This window comes from Corynebacterium xerosis NBRC 16721 = ATCC 373 (assembly GCF_001552415.1).
GTDB classification, from domain to species: Bacteria; Actinomycetota; Actinomycetes; order Mycobacteriales; family Mycobacteriaceae; genus Corynebacterium; species Corynebacterium xerosis.
This window is the reverse complement of the sequence record NZ_BCRD01000002.1, coordinates 229161-253438: the sequence shown is the minus strand read 5'-3', so window position 1 is coordinate 253438 and position 24278 is coordinate 229161. Positions and strand designations below refer to the sequence as shown.

Sequence of the window (24278 nt, the reverse complement as noted above, 5' to 3'; positions counted from 1 at the left end):
TCGCTCCACTTACTCGTCGGCAAAAACCCGGTTTCCGCACGGCGACGCCGCGGACTGACGCGCAGGTCGCCCGTTGCGGAAACTCATACCCGGCAAACCTAGTCGCTCCGGTCGCAAAAACGCACGTCAGGCGACCCTCACCACGGTCACGATTCTGCAACGTCCGATCAACGCTGGTAAACCCGGCGAAACTTGCCTATCACATCATCACTGCCGCACGTCCGGGGGGCTTCACGACGACTATCCGTCGATCCCCTCCCGCTCCCCCTGTCGACGGCGGAAACGTGGCGGGATGCCCACTCTGGCGAGCCCCCCGTGCCCACCCGCATCTCCCTCCAACCCTCCGGTGGCTTTCCGCCGGCTTTCCGGTGACCTTCGGTCGCTCTCGGGTGGCTTTCCGGTGGCTTTCCGGCGACCTTCCCGCAACTCTCCCGCGACATCGCCCCCGCCAGACTTGCGCCTGCCACGCACGTCCGCAATCGACACCAAAGACGCCACATGAAAACACCGCCTGACCAGCCGATTTTGTATCGCGCCGCGATCAGGGTTATATTTCTTCTCGTTGCAGCGGAGGCCGCCGAACGGCAAGCCGAAGCGAAACGCAAGCGCCATTAGCTCAATTGGCAGAGCAGCTGACTCTTAATCAGCGGGTTCGGGGTTCAAGTCCCTGATGGCGCACCACAGACCAGGCCGGGTTTTCACCCGGCCTGGTTTTTTCATGCGCCGAGCCGGGCACAACGCGGGCCGTCGCAAAGCAGTCGCCCGCAAAGCAAATGGCCCGCACACGCCGAAAGAGGGCGGGCCCCACACTGGGACCCGCCCTCCGGCGGTACGGGAAACGCGACCTAGCGGGACGCGGCCTCGATCATCTCGCGGATGCGCTCGATCTCGGCGGAACGCTTGCGGTTTCGGGCGACCGACAGCGCGATCGCGCCGACGATGACCAGCGCCACGGCGCCGAGAGCGGCCTGCACCTTCGGCTCCTGCAGACCATCCACGGCGCGGGACTTGGCGTCGTCCGCGACGTTCTTCGGATTGGTGCGAACCGAAAGCTCGTCCAGCGTCTTGGCGAGCTGGGTGCGGTTGCGCTCGATGTCGCGCTGAATGTCGTCAATGCTGCGGGCCACGTGGACTCCCCTGGATCGGTGAACGGTCGTCTGATGGAAAAGGGTAACACTCAAAAGCACCTGAGGGCGCCCAACACCCATTAATCCCCGCTACCATGATCCACATGGCCGATAACGACACCAGCGCACAGCAGAACATCCGGCTCGAACCCGGCGACGCCGCCCCCGACTTCACCCTGACGGCGGACGACGGATCCGAGGTGTCGCTGTCCGACTACCGCGGCCGGCGCGTGCTCGTGTACTTCTACCCGCGGGCCAACACCCCGGGCTGCACGACGCAGGCCTGCGACTTCCGCGACGAATCCGCGCAGTTCAACGACGCAGGCGTCGACGTCGTGGGCATCTCCCCCGACAAGCCGGAGAAGCTGGCGAAGTTCCGCGACGACCACGGACTGGACTTCACCCTCCTGTCCGACCCGTCGAAAGAGACCCTGGCCGCCTGGGGCGCGTTCGGCGAGAAGAAGAACTACGGCAAGGTAGTGCAGGGGGTCATCCGCTCGACCGTGCTCGTCGACGCCGACGGCAAGGTGGAAAACGCCTGGTACAACGTCCGCGCGAAGGGCCACGTCGGCCGCGTGCTGCGTGACCTGAACTCCGGTGACTGAGCGCGTGTCCGACGGCGCGAAGGAGTCGGCCGCCGAGGCCGGCGCGAAGGCGGACGAGGCGTCGGTGCGCCTGGACCCGGCGACCGACCCGGACCATGATCACGAGATCCTGCGGCCGCGCCGCCGCCCCGCGCAGCAGCGCAGCCGCGAACGCTACGCCCGGATCCTCGCCGCCGCCCGCGAGGTGCTGGTCGACGTCGGGTTCGAGTCCTTCACCTTCGACGAGGTGGCCAAGCGGGCCGAGGTGCCGATCGGGACGCTGTACCAGTTCTTCGCCAACAAGTACGTCATGATCTGCGAGCTCGACCGGCAGGACACCGCCGGCGTCGTCGCGGAGATCACCCGCTTCGCGGAAATCGTGCCGACTCTGGAGTGGCCAGAGTTCCTGTCGGAGTTCATCGACCACATCGCCGACCTGTGGCGCGACGACGTGTCGCGCCGGTCGGTGTGGCTGGCGGTGCAGTCGACGCCGGCGACGCGGGCGACGGCCGCCCACACCGAGCAGGAGCTGCTCGACGGCATTTCCGAGGTCCTGCGCCCCCTGGCCCCGCGGTCCGACGCGCACGTGCGCAGCTTCATCTCGGGGCTGCTCATCCACACCACGTATTCGCTGCTCAATTACTCCGTCGACCGTCCCGGCGACGCCGGCATGCGGGAGCTGCACTACGAACTGACGGTCCAGGAGGTCAAGCGCATGCTCATCTCCTACCTCATGACCGTCGCCGAGAAGGCCGGCGGCTAGGGCTTTCCGGGGCCCGGCACTTCGCTTTACGACGCCCACGTGGCGCCTCGCCCGACGCGGATTCGGGGCGCCGCGCCCGTGCTCGGCCGTCAGCCCTCAGCCAGCACCGCGATGGCGATCGCCTGATCACCGTCGTGGCTGATGCTGACGTGGAAACGCACCTGCGGGGGGCCCGTGGGCGTCGCAAAGCCGCCCGAAGCCGCACCAGGTGCGGCGCCCGAAGCGGGCGCGCCGACCGTGCGCGCGACCTCGTCGCGGACCCGCCCGTGCAGCGCGACCGCGACCCGGCCCCACGCATCGGCGACGACCTCGATCTCCCGCCAATCCACCTCATCACGCGGGATCACCGGCGGCGTGCCGTAGAGGGCCTGCGACCATGCCTTGACCACGGCTTCCTTAACCGCCCAGCGGCCGGCGAGGTGCCTGGCCAGGGCGGTGCCGACGAGTCCTCGGCGGTTTGCGGCGGCCCGCTCCCCCACCGTGAACGCGGCTTTGGCGAACGTCGAGCCCGGCCGGTCCAGGTCCGCCGCGAACGACGGCACGTGCACCATGTCGATGCCGGTGCCCAAGATCGAGCCCTCCACCGCGCCGCCGATGGCTACGTCGGCAGTCGCTGCGTCGGCAATCGATTCACCGCCGCCGCTGGCGTCGGCACCGCCCTCGTGGCCATCCGCCGCCGCTGATTCGGCCCCTCGTCCCGCCGCTGATTCCATGCGCCCAGGCTACCGGCCGACCGCTCCGCTCCCCTTCCCCGCAATGCCCTCCTTTCCGGCGACGAGATCACGATTCGGGCCACCAATCACGATCTCGTCAAATGTGCTGCCCTACCCGGACCGGCGAAATCACGATCCGGGCCACCAATCACGATCTCGTCGGGTCGGATTCCAAGGCGGCGATCCGCTCCAGGATGGTGTCCCGCACCATTTTCGACGTCGCCCGCCAGCGCGTCGTCACATCCCGAGCCTCGACGCTGAGCAGCTTCCAACCCTGACGGGCCAAGCCGGCCGCCCTCAACTCGTCCCAACGGCGGTTTTGCTCGTACTTATGGTGTTTCCCCATGAACTCGACGCCCGTCTTCGCGCGGATGCTCGCGAGATCCATGCGCACCGTATACGTGCGGCCATCGATGACGATCTGCACCGAATGCTGCTCCACCAGGTCCGGCAGCCCGATCTGGTGCATGAGCACGCGGGTCCGGGATTCCCACGGGCTCTCCGCGCGGGAACTCGCCAGGTTCGCGACTTCTCGGAATCTCGCGAGATCCCGGATCGACCTGTCGGTCGTCGAGGCGGCATCCCGAATGCGGTGGGTCAATCCCGGCATCACCGCGCACATGCCGTCGACCGCGGCCACGGCTTCGGGAAGATTCCGAATTCGCGCCAGATCGAACGCGGTCCGCAGCGGCGAAGTGCACTGCACGCCGTTGACCACGATGATGGATCTGTCCGGCAATCGGTCATGCGCCACCGCGAACTGGGGTGGTCCATGCTTCCCGACGACGGCTTCCCCATCGAGGTGCCGACGAAACCCTATGGCGTCCACCGGGATCGTCCGGGGCTTGTCGGCGAAGACCGTGGGCAGTGCATCCCAAGGCATCCACGGGTGCCCGTACATGTGGGCCGCGCCCCAGAACCCAATCACTCCGTCCGGGAATCGGGCCACCGCCTGATTCACCAAAACTCCCATGTCACGAGCCATGTCGGCGCGTACGAATCGGCCATCCCGCATTCGCACGTAATTCGAGTGCAGTTCAGCGCCCCGGATCCCGTGGCGCGCGAAAAGTTCGTCGCGGCTCAACGGGCCAATGGGCAACCGGGTGTCTTTGAATCTCACAACGGAATCGTTGCCCGGCCAGATGGCCGCCGTTGGACGGGCCCCGGCCGAATCCACATGGTTTGTGGGTGAATCCTGGGTTGTGGATAGTGCCCCGCCCTCACGTATTGACGGAGCCTCCGCCGAACTTGTGCGGAGCCACGACCCGAACAACACGGCAATCACTCGCACGAGATCACGATCCGAGCACCCAATCACGATCTCGTCGAATGTGCCGCCCACCCCGTCCGACGAGATCACGATCCAATGGCCCAATCACGATCTCGTGGGAGGCGGGGCGGATATGTCACCTGTGCCGGGCCGTCGCCGGGTGTCGGCGGCCGCGATCGCGTGTCCGATTGACCGTGGTTCGCCTGCGGAAACGCCAAAGAGCCGCGGCGGCGACCCCATGGGGATCACCGCCGCGGCTCATGCGGCAGGCACGGTGGGCGCGGCGGGCGCGGCGGGCACGGTGGGCACGGTGGGCACGAAGCCCACCGGCGCGGGCGGCGCAATGCCCGCCCGCGCCGGACTGCTACTGCGCCGGACCGCTACTTCGCCGGCTCGTCGGAAAGCACTCCGTCGACCAGGCGCGCATCCGGATTCAGGATGACCGCCTTCTCCAGCGTCGCGGTGTCGCGGTACGCGCCACCATCGCCCAGGCGGCGGCCCTCGGGACGCTCGTAGAGGCCCTCGCCGCCGTAGATGGCGTCGTCGATGCGGCGCAGGCCCGCGGCCTCGCGCTCATCGGCGGCGGCACGCCACGCCGCGGCGGCGTCGGCGCCGTCCTCGGCGGCGACGGCCGCGTGGAACGCCTCCGGGTGGACGATCGCGACCAGCGCGGACACGTGGCCGAAGCCCAGCGAGGTGACGAAGCCGGCCTTCATCGGCAGCGCGTCGCCCATCTCGATCGGCTTCGTCGGCCACACCAGGCGGCCGTGCTTGGCCAGCTCCGGGTCGACGCAGTCCAGCGAACGGTTCGCCGGGAGCACGCCGGAGCGCAGCACCTGGGTCAGGCCGATCATCTGGAACGCCGCCGCGCCGCCCTTGGCATGGCCGGTCAGCGACTTCTGCGAGACCACGAACAGCGGGTTCGATTCGTCGCGGCCCAGCGCGTCGGCGACGCGCTCGTGCAGCTCCGACTCGTTCGGGTCGTTGGCGTTGGTAGAGGTGTCGTGCTTGGACAGGATGGACACCTCGTCCGCGGCCACGCCGTGCTTGGCGAGCGCACGCGCCAGGCGCGAGCTGGTGCCGCCGCGCGCGGCGCCCAGTGCGCCGAGGCCCGGCGCCGGGATGGACGTGTGCGCGCCGTCGGCGAAGGACTCCGCGAAGGCGACCACGCCGAGCACCGGCAGGCCGAGGTCGCGGGCGACCGAGCCGCGGGCCAGCAGCACGGTGCCGCCGCCCTGGGACTCGACGAAGCCGCCGCGGCGACGGTCGTTCGGGCGCGAGAAGAAGCGCCGGTCGATGCCCTTGGCGTCCATCGTGGCGGAGTCGGCGGTGGCGTTCATGTCGCCGAAGCCGGTGATGCCCTCGGTGGACAGGTCGTCGAAGCCGCCGGCGACCACGAAGTCGGCCTTGCCCAGCTGGATCTTGTCCAGGCCCTCCTCGACGGACACCGCGGCGGTGGCGCAGGCCGCGACCGGGTGGACCATCTGGCCGTAGCCGCCGACGTAGGACTGCATGACGTGCGCGGCGATGACATTCGGCAGGGCCTCCTGCAGGACGTCGCTGGCGCGCGGCAGGCCGAGGATGCCGTCGATGAACAGGCTGCGCAGCGATTCCATCGCGCCGATGCCGGTGCCCTGGGTGGAGGACACGAGGCCCGGGTGGACGGCGCCGAGCAGCTCCGCCGGCGTGAAGCCGGAGGACAGGAACGCGTCGACGGTGCAGACGATGTTCCACAGGGAGACGCGGTCGAGGTTCTCGCACATCTCCGCCGGGATGCCGTACACCGCGGGGTCGAAGCCCTCCGGGATCTGGCCGCCGACGTAGCGGGACATGGCCATGCGGCGCGGCACCTGGACGGCGGTGCCGGCCAGTCGGGTGACGATCCACTCGCCGGACTCCTCGTCCGGTCGCGCGGTGGTGTTCTCCGGGTCGGACTCGACGAAGGTGACCGCGGCGGCCTTGTCGCGGACCGGGAAGGACAGGTCGCGCTCGAGGTAGACGGTGGTCAGCTCGGTCATGGTGTTGTCGACCAGGTCGCCGTCGTCGCCGTAGCGGCGGACGCCGACGCGGGCGGTGACCTCGTCGCGGTAGCGCTCGACGATGTCCTCTTCGTCGATGGGCTGGCCATCGGCGTCGAGCCAACCGCCGTCGTGGCTGATCAGGCCCATGGTCCAGGCCAGTTCCACGATGCCGGCGCCGGAGATCTCGCCGAGCTCCGCCTCGAAGCGGGTGCGGGACGAGCCGTAGGGGCCGAGCTCGCCGGCGCCGACGATGACGATCATGTCCTCGGGGGCGACCTTGACGCCGGAGAAGTCCGGTGCGGTGCGGGCCAGGGGCTTGCGCAGGCCGGGCAGGGCCCGGATGGAACGCGGCTTTGCGACGCCGCCGTCCTCGCCGTCGCCCTTCTCGCCGGAGGCGGCCATGGTCTCTTCCGCCAGCTTGGACATGTTGAGGTCGACGTCGCCCAGGCCACCGGTCAGGTCGACGGTGATGGGCTGCTCGGCGGCCTTGGCGCGGGCCTCCGGGGTGGACTGCTCGAGCAGGAGCTCGGCCATCTCCTCGGTGGCGTAGGTGCGCACGCCCTTGGCCTCGACGGCGTCGACCAGCGGGTCGTTGCCGCCCATGAGGCCGGTGCCGCGGACCCAACCGATGTGGGCGTGGACCAGGGAGGTGCGGGAGCCCCAGACCTCCTCGGCGTTCCAGCGGGTGACGACGGCGTCCAGCGCCGCCTTCGACTCGCCGTAGGCGCCGTCGCCGCCGAAGCGGCCGCGGTTGGGAGAGCCCGGCAGGACGACGTGCAGGCGGTGCGCGACGTCGGTGTCGGCGCCGATCTGCGACAGGCCGGCGACAAGGCGCTCGACCGACCACAGCAGCAGACGCATCTGCATCTCGGCGGCCGGGCCGGCGTCGGCCAGGGAGCCCATGACGCGCGGGGCCGCGAACGGGAACAGCAGCGTCGGGGACATCGCGGGCTTGGTGACCACGGAGCCGCCGCCGACGGTGGCGATCTGCTCGTTGCCGACCCAGTCGACGACCGCGTCGAGGTCCTGGTAGCTGTTCAGGTTCGCCGGGACGACCCACAGGGCCGCTCCGTCGATGGCGTTGGTGCGGTACAGCTCCTTGTAGAACGCCAGTCGGCCCGGGTTGAGGGACGACGTGGTGGCGACCACGGTGGCACCGTCGGCAAGCAGGCCGCCGATGACGGCCGCGGCGATGGAGCCCGGCGAGCCGCCGGTGACCACGGCGACGTCGGAGGCGCGGGCACCCTCGCCCGGCTTCGTGGCCCCCTCGGCCAGCTGCGAGTACGCGGCGGCCAGGGTGGTGCGGCCCGCGGCGGTGGCGCGGCCGGCCCAGAACGTCGCCTGCTTGGCGGCGGAGGCGGAGATCGCCTTCGGCGTAGCGGCGGCCAGGTCCTCGTCGGAGGTGGCGGCCCACATGCGGGCCAGGTCCTCGCGGGAGGTGGCCCAGCGGTCGTCGATGAGCACGGCGCGGTCGGCGTCGAAGGACGGGGCGACCAGGCGCGGCCAATCCGAGCCGAGCTCGGCGGTGACCAGGTCCAGCAGTTTGTCGTCGGCGTCGTCGGCGTCGAAGTCGACGGCGCCGGTGATCTCGTGGCCCAGCTGCTCCAGGATGGTGCGCGCGGCCACGGCCAGAACGCCGCCGGTGCCGGTGACCTGCTCGGCGAAGGCGCCCAGCGCGGCGGAGTCGACGACACCGCCCGCGCCGCCGCCGGTGGCCGGCATGGTCACCGCGACGCCGCGCTTGGAGCCCACGGACTGCACGGCGGAGTCGATGAGCTGGTTGAGCTCGGAGGTCGACGACGGCGGGTTCGGGGCCAGGTGGCCCAGGTCGCCGCCGCGCAGCGAGGAGCCGTCGCGGGAGCCGAGGACGACCTCGGCCACGGTGGCCTCGACCCAGCCGTCGCCGAGCTGCCAGGTGTCGCGGACGCGGTCGGCGACGTGGTTGGCGCGGGCGCCGGCGGGGCCGGTGACGCGGCGCAGGCCGTCGGCCAGCGCTTCGCCCAGGACCGGGCCCCACGGGTTCCAGCCGCGGACCATGCCGCCGATCTTGTCCTTCAGGGAGGGCATGTCGGCGTCGGCGGCGCCGTCGATGGCGCCCAGGCCGAACTCGGCGCCCAGGTCCAGCAGCAGCTGGTTGCGGCGGGAGCTCACGCCGTCGACGAGGGTCTCGATCGAGTCGGCGGCGCCGATCTGATCGGGGCGGACCTTGGTCCACAGGGCGATGAGCAGTTCCACGGCGTCGGCCGGGGTGACCGTGAGGTCGGCCGGGCGCTCGGAGGAGGTGGCCACCGGGGCCGGGGCGGCGGCCGCATCGGCGGACGCGGCGGCCGGCTTCTGCATCGGCTCGGCCGGCACCGAGGTTTCCTCGACGGACTCGGCGGCCTCGGCCGCGTCCTCGACCTCCGCGCGGACCTCGTCGCGGGCGAACACCAGGTCGCGGTCGCGCTCGACGTTCCAGACGGTGACGTCGCGGTTGGCGTGGCGCGGCAGCGCGGCGGTGCGGGCGGCCAGGTTCGCGATGGTCGGGGCGGTGCCCACGCCGACCTCGATGATGCGGGTGACGCCAAGGTCGTCCAGGACCAGGTCCTGGGTCTCGATCCAGCGCACCGGCGAGCAGAACTGCCAGGCCAGCAGCTCGACCAGCAGGGTGCGGGCCAGGCGGCCCGGGTTCGCGGCGGCGGCGCCGAAGTCGGCGAGGATGTCTGCGAGCACCTTCGACTCGGCGACCTCCGCCATACGGCGGACGAACTCCTCGGTCAGCGCGAACCGGGTGGCGGTGAGGTTCGGGATGTAGCGGCCGACCAGGGCGGCCGGGTCGACCTCGTCCGGCAGCAGACGGTCGAGGTGGCCGCGGAACTCGTCCACGCCGTCGCGCAGGACGGCGGAGTGGAACGGCACGTCGATGCCCGGGATCCGGACGTAGGCCTTGCCGTCCGGCGCGGCCTCGTTGGCCGCGGCCTGCAGGGCCTTCAGCCCGGCGACGGTGCCGGCGACGGCGTACTGCTTGCCGGCCAGATTGTGGTTGACGACCTCGAGGAACTCCCCGGACTGCTTGGCGACGTCCGCCACGAACTCCTCGACGTCGGATTCCTTCACGCCGCACTTGTCGGGGCGCAGGGCGGCCAGGCCGTAGTTGGAACGGCCGTTGGCGTCGCGCGGGACCAGCGAGTGCATGGTCAGGCCGCGGTGGTAGACGACCTCGAGCACGGCGGCGGCGTCGAGCACGCCGGCGAAGGCGGCCAGCGCGTTGTACTCGCCGACGGAGTGGCCGGCGAAGTAGGCGTCCTCGTCGAGGACCCCGGCCTCGCGCAGTTCGGCGGCCTGGGCCAGGCCCAGCGTCGCCATGGAGACCTGCGTGAACTGGGTCAGGTTGAGCACGCCCTCCGGGTGGTGGAAGCGGCGGCCGTTGACGGTGACCTCGGTCGGGTTGTCGCGGACGATCGCCAGCACGGAGAAGCCGAGCTTCTCGCGGGTGACGGCGTCGGCCTCGTCCCAGACGGCGCGGGCGGCGGCGGAGTTGCTCCGCGCGGCCAGGCCCATGCCCTTGGACTGGATGCCCTGGCCCGGGAAGGCGTAGAAGGTGTTCGGCGCGGCGATGACGGCCGTGGCGGAGAGCACGGGCTCGCCATCGACGGTGGCCATGACCTCGCGGACCTCGCCGTTGCCGGGGCGGGAATCGATGCCGCGGCGCTCGACGGTGAAGGTGACCTCCTGGCCCGGCAGGACCGGGGCCAGCATGGTGGAGGTGAACTCGGTGATGCGGTTGCCCAGGCCCGCGGAGGAACCGGCGATGGCGGCGTGCTCGGCGGCGGCGGACAGCCACATGCCGTGGACGATGACGCCCGGCAGGCCCGCGAGCATGGCGGCGCGGTCGTCGACGTGGATCGGGTTGCGGTCGCCGGAGACGGTGGCGAACGGCACCAGGGTGCGCGGCGCGGTCACGGTGACCGTGGCGCGGTGGCTGCGCGGGGTGTCGGTGACCGTCGGCAGCGGCACGGTGTTGACCTGCGCCGGGGTGTCGCCGTTGCGGCCGCGGATGGCGAAGCGCTCGGACAGGGTGGCGATGAGGTTGTCGTCGCCCTCGGCGCCGGCCTCGGCGTCGCGGATCTCCGCGCGGACCACGACGACGCGGCCCATCTCGGTGTCGGCGACGTCGTCGGCGTGGGCGGTGACGGCCAGGCGGGTGCCGTCGGCCAGCAGCGACGGGCCGGCGGCCTCGGCGTTGTCGGCGTCGGCGGCGGAAACCAGCTTGACGTGGTGTTCCAGGTGGACCAGGGCGAGCATGCCCTCGACGACCGGGACGCCGGACTCGGTGGTGGCGTCGGCGACGGCGGCGAAGATCGCCGGCCATGCGTGGCCCACCAGGGCGTCCGGGGCGGTGCGGGAGTTGGAGCCGGTGGCGGCACCGTGGTCGGCGGCCGCGGCGGTGGTCCAGACGGACTCCCACTCGGCGACGCCGTCGTTGATCTCCGGCAGCGTGCCGCCGGCGGCGATGGCGGTCAGCGCGCGCATCGAGGCGGCGGCGTCGTCGACCGAGATGACCGGGACGGTGCCGGCGGGGCCGGAGACGTCGAAACGCAGGGTCAGCTCATGGTCGCCGCCGGAGCCCTCCAGGGGCACGGTGAGCACGGCGACGCCGTCGCCCTCGGCGGACAGGGTCGCACCGGTGTCGGGCTGCGAGGCCGAGGAGGAGTCGTCGGCAAGCACCCAAGAAGCGCGCGAGCCGAGCTGCAGGGCCGGGTTCGCCTGCTGGCGGCCCGCCCAACGGATGATCGGGTTGGCCAGGACGCGCGCGACCGGGGCGGTCGGCTCGTCGGCGGCCGGGGCGGAGGCGGCCAGCTCGTCGGCGGCGGCCTCTTCGAAGGAGCCGAGGATCTCGGCGACCGGCACGTCGGCGGCGGTGATGCCCGCGACCGCGGCGGTGCCCGGGATGATGCAGACGCCGTCGGCGTCGTAACGCTCGTCGTGGGCCTGCCACAGCGAGTCCGAGCGCCACCAGCGGCGGACCTCGGCGTCGATGACCGGCACGAAGTTGACCGGCTTGCCCGGCGTGCGGCACGCCTCGGAGAGGAAGTGCTCGGCGTCGGCCGGGTGCAGGCGCGAATCGAGGTCGTGGGCCTCGGCCAGCAGCGCGACGGTGGCGGTGCCGGACGCGGCGCCCTCGGCGTTGGAGGCGCCGGTGCGGATGGAATCGAACTCGCCGGAATCGGCGTCGGACAGGCGGGCCTCGAAACGGTCGACGATGACGTCGAAGCGGGCGGCCCACGACGGGTCGAGGAACTCGCCCTCCGGGGCGGCCAGCTCGAGGTAGCGGTCCAGCACCTCGCGGTAGGTCATGTCGGCGACGTCGCCGAAGTACGGCTTGGCCGTGCCGTTGATCGCGGCGATGATCTCGTCGCGGCGGGCGGCCACGGCGTCGGCGTCGTTGGCGACCTCGTCGAGCAGTCGGCCCGCGCGGGCGGCGGCGTTGTCGATCTCGTGGATGTCGGCGCCCAGCTGCGAGCGGCCGGAGGCCATGCCCTCCTCGGCGCCTCCGGCGCGCACCCAGGCGTCGGTGCCCTTGGTGTCGACCAGCATCTTCTTCACGCCGGAGGAGGCGGTGGACTCCTTGGCGGCCATCGCGGCGGTGCCGATGATGATGGCGTCGACCGGCATGGCCGGGTAGCCGTGCTTTTCGGACCAGCGGCCCAGCAGGTACTCGGCGGCCTGCTCCGGGCGGCCGATGCCGCCGCCGACGGCCAGCACGGCGTTGTCGCGCGCGCGGATGTCGGCGTAGGTGGCGGTCAGGAGGTCGTCGAGCTCCTCCCACGAGTGGTGGCCGCCGGCGCGGCCGCCCTCGACCTGGATGATGACCGGCACGTCGGACAGCTCGGCGTCGGCGGCCAGGGCGTCGGCGATGGCCAGGACGGACTTGATCTGCTTGACGGTGCCCGGCTTGAAGGACACGTGCGGGATGCCGCCGGCGCGCAGCTCGCGCACCAGCGACACGGCCTCGTCGACCTCGGGGATGCCCGCGGAGACGGTGACGCCGTCGATCGGGCGGCCCGCGGCCACGGCGCGCTGCACCAGGCGGCGCGAACCGATGTGCATGCCCCACAGGTACGGGTCCAGGAACATGGTGTTGAACTGCGCGGAGGCGCCTTCGTCGAGGAGCTCGTGCAGGCGGGAGACGTTGTCGTTGAAGATCTCCGGGGTGACCTGGCCGCCGCCGGCCAGCTCGGCCCAGAAGCCGGCGTTGGCCGCCGCGGCGACGATGGCCGGGTCGACGGTGGTCGGGGTCATGCCGCCGAGCAGGATCGGCGAACGGCCGGTGGCCTCGGTGAACTTGGTCTCGACGCGGGCGCGGCCGTCGCGGGTGACCAGGCGCGGCATGTGGACCGACCAGGTCTGCGGGGCGGCGGGGGCGCTGCCGGGCTCGAACAGCTCGGCCTGGCCCTGGTCCAGCGCCACGGCGACCACGCCGACGCCGGTGCCGGCGGTCAGCGCGCGGGTCAGCGGGGCGACGCCCTCGCCGGGGCCCATCTCCAGGATCCACTCGGCGCCGGCGTCGATGACGGAGGCGACGTCGGCGGGCCAGTCGATGGCGGCGGTGAGCACGTGCTCGGCGATCGGGCGGGCGAAGGCCTCGTCGATGCCGACGGCGGCGGCCAGCTCCAGGGTCTCGTCGACGGCGGCGGCCATGTCCGGGTGGTGGAAGCCGGCGCCGACGGGCAGCGGCGAGCAGGTCGGGGCGAAAGCGGCCCCGCCGCGCAGCTTCGCGGTCAGCTCGGCGGCGTCCTTCTTGGCGGCGCGGCCGAGGTTCTCCTCGGTGGCGCGCAGGTCGGCGGGGGTGCCGACGACGACGCACATCGAGCGGCCGTTGCGCAGGCCCACGACGGCGTCGCCGGCCAGGTGCGGGGTGACCAGCTCGGGGCGGACGCCGGAGACGATCATCATGGGGTACTGGGAGCCGGCGGCGGCGGAGCCCGATCCGGCGCCGTTGCCCTCGCGGGAGGTCATGCCGGTGACGCGGCCGCGGCGGGCCACGGCGACGCCGATGATCTCGGCCAGCGCCACGACGTCGCCGGCGCGATCCGGCTGCTGGGCGGCGGCGACGCCGAGGACGCCCTGGGAGTGGCCGATGGCGGCGACGGCCTTGGACGCGTCGACGCCCTGGGCGGCCAGCAGATCGAGCACGGCGATCTGCGCGACGAGGATGCCTGGCACGGAAATGGCCGGAGCGTCGAGGTCGGGCAGGCCGGCGACGGCGGTGGAGGCCGCCGAGGCCTTCTTCTCGGCCTGCTTGTCGCCGTCGAGCGCGTCGGCGTCGGCGGCGGGGTTGGAGGCGGCGGCCTGGGCGGCGCCGGCCTTCTCGGCCCACTCGAAGGGGGTGAAGCCGTCGGGACGCTGGCCCGCGAGGCGGTCGGCGACGGGCGCCAGGCGCTGCTCGGCCTGGGCGACGAGCTCGCGGACGCGGCCGTCGACGCCGGCGGCGACGCAGGTGGTGAGGGTCTCGAGCCAGGGGTAGCCCTGCCCGGAGAAGCTGAGGGCGAACTTCTCGCCCTCGTTGAGCCGCTGGGATAGCGTGGGCTCGACCCGGCGCGAAGAATCGTCGGCGGTGGGGCGCGAGCGGAAGATGGACAACGCGTCCGCGGCGGTGCGGTGCTCCGGCTTCTGGTTGAGGGTCACGCGGTGGGCTCCTTGTTCAGACTTGGGATCCGCGAGCATGCACATGCGAATGCCCGCGAAGTTGGTTCAGCCGACAAATATGCCACAAGATTCGTGAGGGTTCCTTCATGTTTATGGCTTTACGACGATGACCGCACAGCTTTACAGTCCTCCCTGAACCTGTGGCGAACCCGTGCAAAGTTGCGGAACAACGGCGTAAACCATGCCAAGATTCACGTTACGACGTGCATGTTTGACAAGTGAATCAACATCACCCGCCGCCACGCTCCCCGCGACCGCGCCCCCTCCGCCAGTCGCGCAGACATTGCAAATGAAGCGAACGGCGTGACGAAGGTCACGCGCCCAGCGCCCCGAAAACGCCCCCTGGAGCACCCGAACCCGGCCCCACGCCCCTCAAACGGCCGCTAATTCTTCGCAAAATCACGACCCCGTAGCGCTCTCATAACGGCCCCATAACGGTTCTGCGTCTTGCCAATCACACCCCGCCAGTCCCTCCCTCGCTCGTCCGTCGCCCCCCCCCCAGCCATCCGCCGAACCGCCTCCTGCACGCCCGACGGTCCTTAGCCCCGCACCTCTTAATGCCCGCCAGCCCTTAGTCCGCACCTCTTCACGCCCGCAAGCCCCTCCCTCGCACACCCCTTCCCGCCCGCGTCGGACCGTCGTCAAGCAATCGCGCACCGTTTCGTGCCACGGAGATACCGTCGCCGCGTCGATATCTGTGTTTGCCCAGGTGGCCGATAAACGTGGCGTCTCCTTGGCACGAATCGCCTGCCGCAAACTCTCACCATTACGGCCACGCCTTTTGGTTGTGCTGCTCCCAGTGGATCTGGCGATCGACGTAGAGATCCTCGCAATGCCCGGCATCCCACGGCCCCTCGCGCAACGGCTGCCCCAGCAACCAATCGATGGTCGAGCAGATCTCGTCGATGAACCTGTCGAAGCGCAGCTCCACGTCATCGTCGACGTAACGAAGAATCCGGTAATCGCGGCGAATGAGGTTGTTCTGCCGAGCGCGATCGATGCGGAACGCCTGCGAGTCGTCGTGATGCCGACGCGAGTCGTACTCGATGACCAACCGTGCCCCCTCGTGCACGATGTCCCATATATATGGACCGATCCGCACGTTCAGAGTGATGTCGTAGCCGCGCAACTGCAACGCCCGCGCGATCCTGCCCTCCGCCTTGGACCTGCGGTCGACCGGCGCCCACCGCAGGATCGGCCCGAGCCTCGTTCGTTTATGCGCGGGCAGCACCTCAAGATCGGCGAACAGCCCCGCCCGCGATTCCGGAGTCGGAAACCTGTCGTCGACGATCCGCGCCGTGACTTCTTCGCCCCACTCGCCCAGCATGTCCGCGAGCGTCTCCGCGACGGACGTCACCGGCATACCCCGGCACCGCATCGACTGCACCTGATCCCGCCGCCACACGTGGGCGCCGGCCACGCTCCCTCGACCCCGGGGCACGATCACGTCCAGACGAGCCGGCGGGTTGCGCAGCAGCCCGTGCTCGAATGCGGCGATGCGGTGCGAGAACACGGCATCGGGCGCCCGCAGATGCACCAGCTCCATCCGCAGCCTCTGCCCCGCGACCGCGAAGCGATACGTCGAGCGCCCCTCCCGCACCAACCACCCCTCGGTTTCGGCTCGGCTGATTTCGTGCCGGGTGAGGCCATCGTCGAGGAGTTCGCTCCGCCGGCGCAGTTGCCCGATCTCGGCCATGGACGTCCCGTCGCGCATGCCGCCGTCGCGCAGCGCCGTCGGCTTTCTCCGCACCCCGGCGGTCGCACGCTGAGCCGGTACCGCATTGGTCGCACTGCCGGTTCCACGACCGCGGCCACCGCCGGACATGCCGTTTCGCGCGCCGATGCGGCGCGAACCCCCCGATTCGATCCCCATGCCGACACTCTCGCACGCGAGTAGCGGCCCCGCATGCCGTGGAGACGGGGCGAATGCCGGCCGGCAGCTTTCCCTGCCAAGGTTTCATGCCAAGGAGATCCCAACGCCCGTCGCCATCCGCGTTTGCCCAGGTGTCCGATAAACGTGGCGTCTCCTTGGCACGAACGGTTGCTTGACGACGCCCACCGCACCGCGACCGCCGAGCAGGTCCGTCGCCGCGCACCTGATTCGACGCGCGGGCGGCTCGCCGCGCAGGTCCGTCGCCGCGCACCCGATCCAGCGTGCAGGCGGGCACCGCGGCCCAGTTCCCTGCCGCACGCAATTCGGCGCGCGCGAATCAGCCGAGCAGATCCCGCACCGTGCTGGCGGCGCGGGCCAGCCGTGCCTCGGTATCGCCCCGGCGGTCGCGGTCGGCCTCCTCGGCGGTGACGGCCAGCCCGGCGTCCACCCCACCGGCATCGCCGACGAGTCCGGCGCGGCGGGCGATTTCGTCCTCGAGGCCGTCGGCCTTCTCCACGGCGCCGTCGAAAACGGCGCAGGGGTCGTCGACGACGACCGTGTCGTCGGGCGTGATCCCGCGCCGCGCCATGTATTCGTCGATGTGCATGGAGATGCTCATGTCACGGCACCATAGCCGTCGCAAAGCAGAATCACCGCAAGCACAAACGCCACAAGCGCAAACGCAGCAGCGCACGAAGGCCGCGAAGCAACTGCGCCCCACAAGCCGCACGGCGAAAGTCCCGGACCCGACCGCGAAGTCGGGCCCGGGCCCCTGAAATCCGGTGCGCCCGGGGGGACTTGAACCCCCACGCCCTCGGGCACAGGAACCTAAATCCTGCGCGTCTGCCAGTTCCGCCACGGGCGCCGGTCCCGCCGCCACCGTCGCGCCGGGTACCCCGGAGGGGATATCGGCGGGTGGTGCGGGCCCCGACAATCGTAACCGGTTAGGCTGGTGGGCGTGTCATCCACCAGGCAAGAGTCCCAGTCGCACCCGAACGCGGAGTCCGCGGCGCACGGGCGGGCGAACGGCCCGTTCAAGCGGCGCACGCGGATCATCCAGCTGATTTTCCTGGCCGCCGCGGTCGTCGCGACGCTCGCGCTGGCCTACTGGCAGCTCAGCCGCTGGAGCTCCACCAGCTCCTTCCAGAACCTCGGCTACGCGCTGCAGTGGCCGGCCTTCGGCATCTTCTTCATTTGGGCGTACCGCAAGTACATGCAGTACGAGCGCGAGAAGTTCGAGGGCAACGAGGAAGCCGGCGTCACCGTCCGCGACGGCGACATGACCGAGATCCCCGAGGACTTCCTGCCGACCCGCCCCGGCGCCGCGCCGGCGGCCACGACCGCAGACGACCACACCGCCATCACCGACGCACCCGTCGACGAGGAGAAGAAGTGACCGACCCGAATCAGGCCCGCGACCAGCGCAGCGACCAGGTCCAGCCGAACACCGCCCCGGCGACCGACGGCCGCGCCATCCACCCGAATCGCCAGCGCCGCGTCAAGACCGCGCTGACCGCGTTTTCCATCACCGCGTACATCACCGGCGTGATGCTGCTGGTGCTGGTGGCGGAGATGATCTACAAGTACCTGATCATGCCGGAGGGCCAGGAGGCCCCGGGCTGGTTCTTCTTCATCGCGCAGATCCACGGGTTCGCGTACATGGCGTTCCTCATCGCGATCGTGAACCTGGGCACGAAGGCGCGGTGGACGCCGGGCAAGTGGATCATCACGGCGCTGGGCGGCGTGGTGCCGCTGCTGTCCTTCTTCGTGGAGCGCAAGCGCCGCGAGGAGGTCAAGGCCGCTTTCGCGCTGGACTGATTTTCGCTTGACGACGGCCCGACGCCCCGCATTCCCATCGTGGAATGCGGGGCGCGGCGTTTGCGTGGCGGGGCGTGGGTCCTAGCGGGGCGTGGGTCCCAGCGGGCGTGGCGCACCCGCGCGGGATCAGCCCAGCGTCCGGGCCAGGCGGGCGAGCTCGGGGACGAGCTGGCGCAGCGCGCGGCCGCGGTGGCTGATGGCGTCCTTTTCGTCGGGCGTCAGCTGCGCGGCGGTGCGGGCGTCGGCGCCGAGTTCGTCGACGTCGCGGCCGGCCTTGACGCGGGAGTCTTCCTCGCGGGGGACGAACAGCGGGTCGTAGCCGAAGCCGCCGTCGCCGCGTTCCTCGTCGAGGACGTGACCGCGCCACTCTCCGTGGAACGACAGGACCAGGTCGCCGTCGCCGGAGTCGGGGGCGACGCCGTCGCCGACTTCGCCGGCGCCGGGGACGACGAGGACGACCGAGGACACGAAGGACGCGCCACGGCGGTTGTCCGGGATGTCGCGCAGCTGGCCCAGCAGCAGGGCGTTGTTCGCGGCGTCGTCGCCGTGGCCGCCGGACCAGCGGGCGGAGAGCACGCCGGGCATGCCGTTGAGCTCGTCGACGGACAGGCCGGAGTCGTCGGCCAGGCAGGGAAGGCCGGTTGCATCGGCGCCGTCGTGGGCCTTGATCAGGGCGTTGGCCTCGAAGGTGCGCCCGTCCTCCGGCCGCTCGGGGTACTCGTCGACGTCGTCGATGGACAGCAGCTCGACGCCCTCGACGCCGGCTCCCTCGAGCAGCCGGGCGAGCTCGCCCAGCTTCTTCTTGTTGCGGGTGGCGACCAGAAGTTTCATCGCCTTTCCCCTTCCCGTGGTCGGATGCCCGGCGGCGTGGTGCGCCGCCGACGCGACGATTGGTGCGTCGTCCGCCCTCCAGTTTTCCACCATGTGGGCTTCACGTCACGTACCAACGGCGGCGCGGTGCACATCGCCGTCAAAACGTGAGGCCCGCGAAACATGCCGGAAACATGGCGGGCCCGGCTGCTAGGCCTGGACGCGGCCGTCGGGCAGCTCGCCCGGGTACGGCGCGCGCAGGACCTCCTGCTGCAGCTCGATGAGCTCGCGCAGGCCCTTGCCCGCGACGTCGAGCATGGCGTCGAGCTGATCGCGGCCGAAGGTGGCGGCCTCGCCGGTGCCCTGGATCTCCACGTACTTGCCCTCGGCGGTCATGACGACGTTGAAGTCGACGTCGGCTCGGGAGTCCTCCTCGTACGGCAGGTCCAGGCAGACCTTGCCGTCGATGACGCCCACGGACACCGCGGCGACCGGGGACTTCAGCGGCGCGCCCGGCACGGCGCCCGCAGCGTGGAGGTAGGTCAGGGCGTCGGCCAGCGCGACGTAGGCGCCGGTGATCGCGGCGGTGCGGGTGCCGCCGTCGGCCTGCAGCACGTCGCAGTCGATGTTGATGGTGTTCTCGCCGAGCTGCCCCAGGTCGACGGCGGCGCGCAGGGCGCGGCCGACCAGGCGGGAGATCTCGTGGGTGCGGCCCTTGACCTTGCCGCGCATGGACTCGCGGGGCATGCGGTCGTGGGTGGCGGCCGGCAGCATCGAGTACTCGGCGGTCAACCAGCCCTCGCCGGAATCGCGCTTGAAGCGGGGCACGGACTGCTCGACGGAGGCGGTGCACATCACGCGGGTGTTGCCGAAGCACACCAGCACCGATCCGGCGGGGTTGTCGGTGAAACCGCGGGTGATGGAAACCTTGCGCATCTCGTCGCCGGCGCGGCCGTCGGCGCGGGTGAAATCAGAAGTCATGGCCCCAACGGTACCGCCCTACGGTTCGATGACCATCCCGGGGCGGGCCAGCTCGATGGGCCCGTCGAATTCGGCGCGGGCGGCGGCCAGCGCACCGTCGGGGTCGCCGTAGGGCGGGATGTGGGTCAGCACCAGCTTCCCCGCCCCGGCCAACGCGGCGGCACGGCCGGCTTCGGCGCCGGACAGGTGCATGTCGGCGGGCTTGTCTTCGCCGTCGCCGCACCAGGTGGCCTCGCAGATCAGCACGTCGGCGTCGCGCGCCAGGTCGATCACGGCGTCGGTCCAGCCGGTGTCGCCGGTGTAGGCGATGGTTCCGTTGGGCCCGGTGATGCGGAAGCCCCACGCTTCGATCGGGTGGACCATGGGGAACGCCTCGACGGTCAGTCCGGCGACGTCGAACGGCGTGCGTTCGGCGATGGCGCGGATGTCGAAGGTGTCGCCGAGGTCGTCGAAGCCGTCGCCGGTGTCGGCGGAGGCGTGCCCCAGACGGTCGGCGGTGTCGGCGGGGCCCCACAGCAAGTTGCGGTGCGCCGACGGTTTGTTCGGGTGGAACCTGCGCCAGACCAGCAGACCCGGGATGTCCAGGCAGTGGTCGGCGTGCAGGTGGGTCAGCACGATGTCCAGCTCCGCGGGGTCGCGGTACTTCTGCAGCTCCCCGAGCACGCCGGGGCCGAAGTCCATGACGAACGCCCGGTCATCGGCGCCAACGCCCGACTCGACGAGGAATCCGGAGGCCGCCGCGTCGGGGCCGCCCATGCTCCCCGTGCATCCCAGTACCGTCACTTTCATAACCCCACAATGCCACGCCACCCCGGCATGGGGCATGCCGACGCTCCGAATCGGCCGCGGGATCAGTGCCCGGCGTGGGGGCTGACGTCCGTGATCGCGGGGCCGAGGAACCGCGCGGCCAGGCGCTGGAACATCTCGGGGTCGCCGGTGGATTCGAAGATCCGCGTCGGCGGCGGATCCGTTTCGGGGTCGGCGAGCAGGTCGAGTTTGGTCAGGGTGCGCAGCACGTCCTTGGCGGTTTCCTCCGCCGAGGACACCAGGGTGACGTCGTCGCCCATGGCCAGCTGCACCACGCCGGACAGCAGCGGGTAGTGGGTGCAGCCGAGGACGAGGGTGTCCACGCCGTCGGCCTGCAGCGGGGCCAGGTACCCCTCGGCCAGGCCGAGGATCTGCCGACCCGAGGTGATGCCGCGTTCGACGAAGTCGACGAAGCGCGGGCAGTCGGTGGCGGAGACGTCGACGCCGGGCACCGCGTCGAACAGGTCCTGGTACGCGCGGGAGCGGATGGTCGCCGCGGTGCCGATGACACCGACTTTGCCGTTGCGGGTCGCCGACACCGCGCGGCGCACGGCGGGCAGGATGACCTCGACGACGGGGACGGGGTAGCGCTCGCGGGCGTCGCGCAGGAAGGCGGCGGAGGCGGTGTTGCAGGCGATGACGATCATTTTGCAGCCGCGGGCGACGAGGTCGTCGGCGATGGCTTCGGCGTGCTCGCGCACTTCGGCGATGCGCAGCGGCCCGTAGGGCCCGTTGGCGGTGTCGCCGACGTAGATCATCGACTCGTGGGGCAACTGGTCGACGATGGCGCGCGCGACGGTCAGCCCGCCGACGCCGGAGTCGAAGACGCCGATGGGCGCGGTGCGGTCGATCGCCGGCCGGTCGCCGTCCTGGGTCATGTCCGGGCTCAGGTCCGGCTGGTTCTCGTCCCGCTGGGTCATTATTCCTTTCGCGTCCCTTCCCTGCTTTGCGACGCTCACCGCGCCGCCCTCCCCCGCTTGAGCATGGATGCGGCGAGGACGCCGCCGATGGCCCCGAAGAGGTGCATCTGCCAGCTGACGCCGAGTTCGGTGGGGAACACGCCCCAGATCAGGCCGGAGTAGCCGAAGCCGAGGATCATGCCCAGCAGGATCTGGCCCGGGGCGCGGTTGTAGAAGCCGCGCGCGATGAGGAACGCCAGCCAGCCGTAGACCAGGCCGGAGGCGCCGACGTGGGCGGTGCCGACGCCGCCGATGAACCACGTGGCCACGCCGGAGACCACCATGACGATGGCCGTGACCTGCCACCACAGCTTCTTCGACGTGAAGGCGATGAGCCCGGCGAACAACGCGGCGGGCACGGTGTTGGCCATGAGGTGCTGCATGTCGGCGTGGAGCACCGGGGCGAAGAGGATGCCCCACAGTCCCTGCGTGTCCAGCGGCCGCAGCCCCAGCAGCTGGTTGAGCCCGCCGAGGAACACGATCTGGTTGATGAAGAACACCGCCCACGTCACCACGGTGAACCCGATGGCGGTGCTCAGGGCCGAGCCGATGCCACCATCGGCGGTCCTCGGCGCGACGGCGTTGGTGCGTCGCCGCGCGGGAACGCCCGCGCCGGCGCCGGGCCCCGCGAACGGGTTGGCCCCGTATCCCGGGCCCCGGGCGTACGGGTCGGGTCGCCGTCCCCTGGGTCCGGGCTGCATGGTCACTGTGGTGGGGTCCTTTCGGGTTTCGGGGCCGGGCGGGCATGGCGGGCGGTGCGGCCGGTGGGCCGGTCCCGCTTACCCCGCGTGCCCGGCGCGCCCGGGCTGGATCAGGTCGGTGAACGACGGCACGCCCGCCCTCGACTCGGCCGCAGTGACGGCGTCGACGATGGCGTGCTCGACGGCGTCGGCCGCAGCCGCGGACAGCAGCGCCAGCACCGCCGGGTCGACGGAATCGCTTGCCGACGGCCCCGCCGGGTCCTTCTCCCCCTCCAACGCGCCGGCCGCGCGGAACGTTCCCGTCGCGAGGCAAAACAGGGTGTCGCCGTCCATGGGCAGGTGCGCGGGGCGGATCGCGCGGGCCAGGCCGTCGTGCCCGGCCATGGCCAACCGTTTCGCCTGGTCCTGCGTCAGCGCGGCGTCGGTGACGATGCACCCGATGGTGGTGTTGAGCTTTCCGACGGCCCCATCGCCGCCACCTCCGGCGGCGTCTTTCGGCACCGGGACCTTGGTCAGCCCGACGAACCGCTCCCCGATCGCCGCCAGCGCGGATTCGGGGATGACGCCGCGGCCCGGGTCGGCCCACAGCCGGCCATCGGGCCCCGCGACGGCGCCCATGGGATTGGCCACGACGATGGCGGCGACGGTCGAACCGTCGGCCAGCGTCACCGCCGCGCGGCCCACGCCGCCCTTGATCGCCCCGGCCATCGCGCCCGTGCCGGCGCCGACGCAGCCGGAACCCGAGTCGGAACCAGAGTTGTAGCCAGCATCGGAGCCGGCACCTGAGCCGGCATCGGAGTCGGTGTCGGCTTCGGAGCCGTCGAGGGCGTCGGCCAAGGCGGCGCGGCCCATGTCGGCGTCGGGCACGTGGCGCTCGCCGAGCAGCAGATCGAAGATCACGGCCGCCGGCACGATGGGCACGCGGACGTCGGGGAACTCCTCGGTGACGCCGAACCCGTGGCCGCGCTCGGCCAGGCCGCGCATGACGCCGTCGGCCGCGGCGAGCCCGAAGGCCGAACCGCCCGACAAGACGATCGCGTGAGCCTCGCGCACCGTGTTGTGCGGCTCCAGCAGATCGGTCTCCCGGGTGCCGGGGCCGCCGCCGCGCACGTCCACCGCCGCGACCGCACCCTCGGGGCAGGCGACGACGGTGACGCCGGTGTCCGCGGCGGATGCGTGCCCGACGGAAACTCCGGGGAGGCGGGACGGATCTGCGGCCGGCCCCGTCGTCAAGCGGCCCCCGAACGACGCGGATGCGACGGCGGGCCCGGTCATTCCCGCATCAGCTCCTGCACCAGCGACTCCTGGTTGTAGCTGAGCCACTGGTACATCGCATCGGTCTCCTCCGCCTTCGCGATCGGGCCGTCATGGCCCTCCAACGCGGCATGGAGGTACAGGCGCAGGCTGTTGATCGCCGCGATCCACTGGTTCGCCTGCTCCTCGGTCAGCGATACCTGGCCGTTGTCGGCCGGCTCCAGGGCCTCGATGATCGCCCGCAGATCCGTCAGCTTGCCCTTGACGATCTCCGACTCGTGGAGCTGGCGCATCAGCTGATTCTCGCCCTCCACCGACTCATCGCCCTCCGCGGCGAAATCCGGCAGCAGGCGGGCCAGGCGCGGATCCTCCGGCGCCTCCGCATGACCCGACGGCATGCCCGTCAGCTCCGACAACTCATCCTTCGGCGCCGACCGCGCGCGCCCGATCAACGCATCGGCGACCGTGGCCGACAACTCCCCCAGCAACGCGCGCTCCGCCGGCTCCAGGACCGTGACGTACCGGGCGCCGCCTCGCAGCATCCCCCGCTTCCTCTTCCAGGGGCGCATGGGCAATCTCCTCTAATCGGCTTGCTGCATGGTGGCCCACAGGCCCGCCTTGTGCAGCTTCTTCACGTCTGACTCCACCTTGTCGCGCTCACCCGACGACACGACGGCCTTGCCCTCGTTGTGCACCTTCAGCATCAACTCGTGGGCCTTCTTGCGGTCCATGCCGAACAACATCTGGAACACGTAGGTCACGTAGCTCATCGAATTGACCGGGTCGTCCCACACGACGCACTGCCATGGCCGATTCGACTCGGTCACGGTCTCGGCGTCGATGACGCCCATCGGGGTGGCGGCTGGCATGGTCATGCGCCCAAGGATAACGACGCGGGCGATCGCGTG

Annotated in this window: 18 protein-coding genes and 2 tRNA genes; 5 read left to right on the top strand and 15 right to left on the bottom strand. The window is 71.0% G+C overall.

The window, feature by feature from the left end; translation table 11 throughout:
• The first annotated feature begins 605 nt into the window (after nucleotides 1–605).
• A tRNA-Lys gene (locus tag CX1_RS04030) sits at nucleotides 606–681 on the top strand.
• Between the two features lie 164 nt (nucleotides 682–845).
• Here CX1_RS04030 and CX1_RS04025 read toward each other — a convergent pair.
• A complete protein-coding gene (locus CX1_RS04025) occupies nucleotides 846–1127 on the bottom strand; it encodes a DUF3618 domain-containing protein (protein ID WP_046650469.1) in 282 nt (93 codons plus the stop codon).
• Between the two features lie 104 nt (nucleotides 1128–1231).
• Here CX1_RS04025 and bcp point away from each other — a divergent pair, with 104 nt between their 5' ends.
• Together bcp and CX1_RS04015 are read left to right on the top strand one after the other, a co-directional pair.
• The gene (bcp, locus tag CX1_RS04020; protein WP_113569966.1) at nucleotides 1232–1732 is read left to right on the top strand and encodes a thioredoxin-dependent thiol peroxidase; all 501 of its coding nucleotides are present in this window, start codon (nucleotides 1232–1234) and stop codon (nucleotides 1730–1732) included.
• 70 nt (nucleotides 1733–1802) lie between these two features.
• A complete protein-coding gene (locus CX1_RS04015) occupies nucleotides 1803–2474 on the top strand; it encodes a TetR/AcrR family transcriptional regulator (RefSeq protein ID WP_082719137.1) in 672 nt (223 codons plus the stop codon).
• Between the two features lie 89 nt (nucleotides 2475–2563).
• Here CX1_RS04015 and acpS read toward each other — a convergent pair whose 3' ends face one another.
• The 6 genes from acpS to CX1_RS03985 form a co-directional block, all read right to left on the bottom strand.
• The gene (acpS, locus tag CX1_RS04010) at nucleotides 2564–3046 is read right to left on the bottom strand and encodes a holo-ACP synthase AcpS (RefSeq protein WP_174520150.1); all 483 of its coding nucleotides are present in this window, start codon (nucleotides 3044–3046) and stop codon (nucleotides 2564–2566) included.
• A gap of 289 nt (nucleotides 3047–3335) precedes the next feature.
• Nucleotides 3336–4160: a hypothetical protein gene (locus CX1_RS04005; RefSeq protein ID WP_146780632.1), complete on the bottom strand. Its 825-nt coding sequence runs from the start codon at nucleotides 4158–4160 to the stop codon at nucleotides 3336–3338.
• Nucleotides 4161–4837: 677 nt separating this feature from the next.
• Nucleotides 4838–14146, bottom strand: a complete 9309-nt coding sequence (locus CX1_RS04000) for a type I polyketide synthase (protein ID WP_255217632.1) — start codon at nucleotides 14144–14146, stop codon at nucleotides 4838–4840.
• 787 nt (nucleotides 14147–14933) lie between these two features.
• Complete coding sequence (locus CX1_RS03995; RefSeq protein ID WP_146780634.1) at nucleotides 14934–16040, bottom strand: DUF559 domain-containing protein; 1107 nt, start codon at nucleotides 16038–16040, stop codon at nucleotides 14934–14936.
• Nucleotides 16041–16377: 337 nt separating this feature from the next.
• Nucleotides 16378–16659, bottom strand: a complete 282-nt coding sequence (locus tag CX1_RS03990) for a hypothetical protein (RefSeq protein ID WP_046650352.1) — start codon at nucleotides 16657–16659, stop codon at nucleotides 16378–16380.
• A gap of 164 nt (nucleotides 16660–16823) precedes the next feature.
• Nucleotides 16824–16905: transfer RNA gene (locus CX1_RS03985), tRNA-Leu, on the bottom strand.
• Nucleotides 16906–16998: 93 nt separating this feature from the next.
• Between CX1_RS03985 and CX1_RS12265 the strand changes: the two genes are divergently transcribed.
• Both CX1_RS12265 and CX1_RS03975 read left to right on the top strand, forming a co-directional pair.
• Nucleotides 16999–17436, top strand: a complete 438-nt coding sequence (locus CX1_RS12265; protein WP_082719135.1) for a hypothetical protein — start codon at nucleotides 16999–17001, stop codon at nucleotides 17434–17436.
• Between the two features lie 77 nt (nucleotides 17437–17513).
• Complete coding sequence (locus CX1_RS03975; protein WP_046650366.1) at nucleotides 17514–17858, top strand: DUF3817 domain-containing protein; 345 nt, start codon at nucleotides 17514–17516, stop codon at nucleotides 17856–17858.
• Nucleotides 17859–17984: 126 nt separating this feature from the next.
• Here the strand turns inward: CX1_RS03975 and CX1_RS03970 are convergent, their stop codons facing one another.
• The 8 genes from CX1_RS03970 to clpS form a co-directional block, all read right to left on the bottom strand.
• Complete coding sequence (locus tag CX1_RS03970; protein WP_046650351.1) at nucleotides 17985–18689, bottom strand: non-canonical purine NTP pyrophosphatase; 705 nt, start codon at nucleotides 18687–18689, stop codon at nucleotides 17985–17987.
• A gap of 189 nt (nucleotides 18690–18878) precedes the next feature.
• Nucleotides 18879–19649, bottom strand: coding sequence for a ribonuclease PH (gene rph, locus CX1_RS03965; RefSeq protein WP_046650350.1), 771 nt, complete (start codon nucleotides 19647–19649; stop codon nucleotides 18879–18881).
• An 18-nt stretch (nucleotides 19650–19667) separates the two neighbouring features.
• Nucleotides 19668–20405, bottom strand: a complete 738-nt coding sequence (locus CX1_RS03960; RefSeq protein ID WP_306302935.1) for an MBL fold metallo-hydrolase — start codon at nucleotides 20403–20405, stop codon at nucleotides 19668–19670.
• A gap of 95 nt (nucleotides 20406–20500) precedes the next feature.
• Nucleotides 20501–21334 carry a glutamate racemase gene (gene murI / locus CX1_RS03955; RefSeq protein ID WP_046650364.1) on the bottom strand — a complete coding sequence of 278 codons (834 nt, stop codon included), beginning with the start codon at nucleotides 21332–21334 and terminating at the stop codon, nucleotides 20501–20503.
• Nucleotides 21335–21411: 77 nt separating this feature from the next.
• Nucleotides 21412–22116, bottom strand: a complete 705-nt coding sequence (locus CX1_RS03950) for a rhomboid family intramembrane serine protease (protein ID WP_255217640.1) — start codon at nucleotides 22114–22116, stop codon at nucleotides 21412–21414.
• Nucleotides 22117–22194: 78 nt separating this feature from the next.
• Entirely contained in the window at nucleotides 22195–23391 is a 1197-nt protein-coding gene (locus CX1_RS03945) for a P1 family peptidase (protein WP_060925313.1), read from the bottom strand.
• A complete protein-coding gene (locus tag CX1_RS03940) occupies nucleotides 23388–23939 on the bottom strand; it encodes a DUF2017 domain-containing protein (protein WP_046650347.1) in 552 nt (183 codons plus the stop codon). Before CX1_RS03940 ends, CX1_RS03945 begins: the two co-directional genes overlap by 4 nt.
• Nucleotides 23940–23951: 12 nt before the next feature.
• The gene (clpS, locus tag CX1_RS03935) at nucleotides 23952–24245 is read right to left on the bottom strand and encodes an ATP-dependent Clp protease adapter ClpS (protein ID WP_052753175.1); all 294 of its coding nucleotides are present in this window, start codon (nucleotides 24243–24245) and stop codon (nucleotides 23952–23954) included.
• Nucleotides 24246–24278: the final 33 nt, after the last annotated feature.